Source organism: Acinetobacter harbinensis (genome assembly GCF_000816495.1).
In the GTDB taxonomy this organism is placed as follows: Bacteria; Pseudomonadota; Gammaproteobacteria; order Pseudomonadales; family Moraxellaceae; genus Acinetobacter; species Acinetobacter harbinensis.
Genome location: NZ_JXBK01000003.1, coordinates 37,474 through 37,808 on the forward strand (window position 1 = coordinate 37,474; position 335 = coordinate 37,808).

At 42.1% G+C, this 335-nt stretch carries 1 pseudogene; it reads right to left on the reverse strand.

Going from position 1 to position 335, the window contains the following annotated elements:
• Nucleotides 1-198, reverse strand: a pseudogene (locus SE27_RS14710) (efflux RND transporter periplasmic adaptor subunit); the annotation flags it as partial.
• Nucleotides 199-335 lie beyond the last annotated feature (137 nt).

Genomic DNA, 335 nt, shown 5'->3' on the forward strand with positions numbered 1-335 from the left:
TTCACCGCCATGTTCTTCACTTCCATGTTCCTCTGCGCCTTCTTCCTCTGCATGTTCATCTGATGTTTCAGATTTATTCTTACCCGACAAGATCAAGAAAATACTGAGGAGTACGGTTGCGCCGATGACCAAACCAATCAGTAGAGGTTGAGAGATTTTTCCGCTCTGTTTTTTTAAGCTGTTTTTAAGATCGAACATGTTAATTTCCCCCACCAATGACAGGCATGGCCTGTATGTCTTGCCATAAGTTTTGATTGATTTGTGCAATAGCATCTTTCGACATGACTTCACTTGGGCTAATGCCTAAGCTCAAACTTTCTGCTTCAATGGCCTTT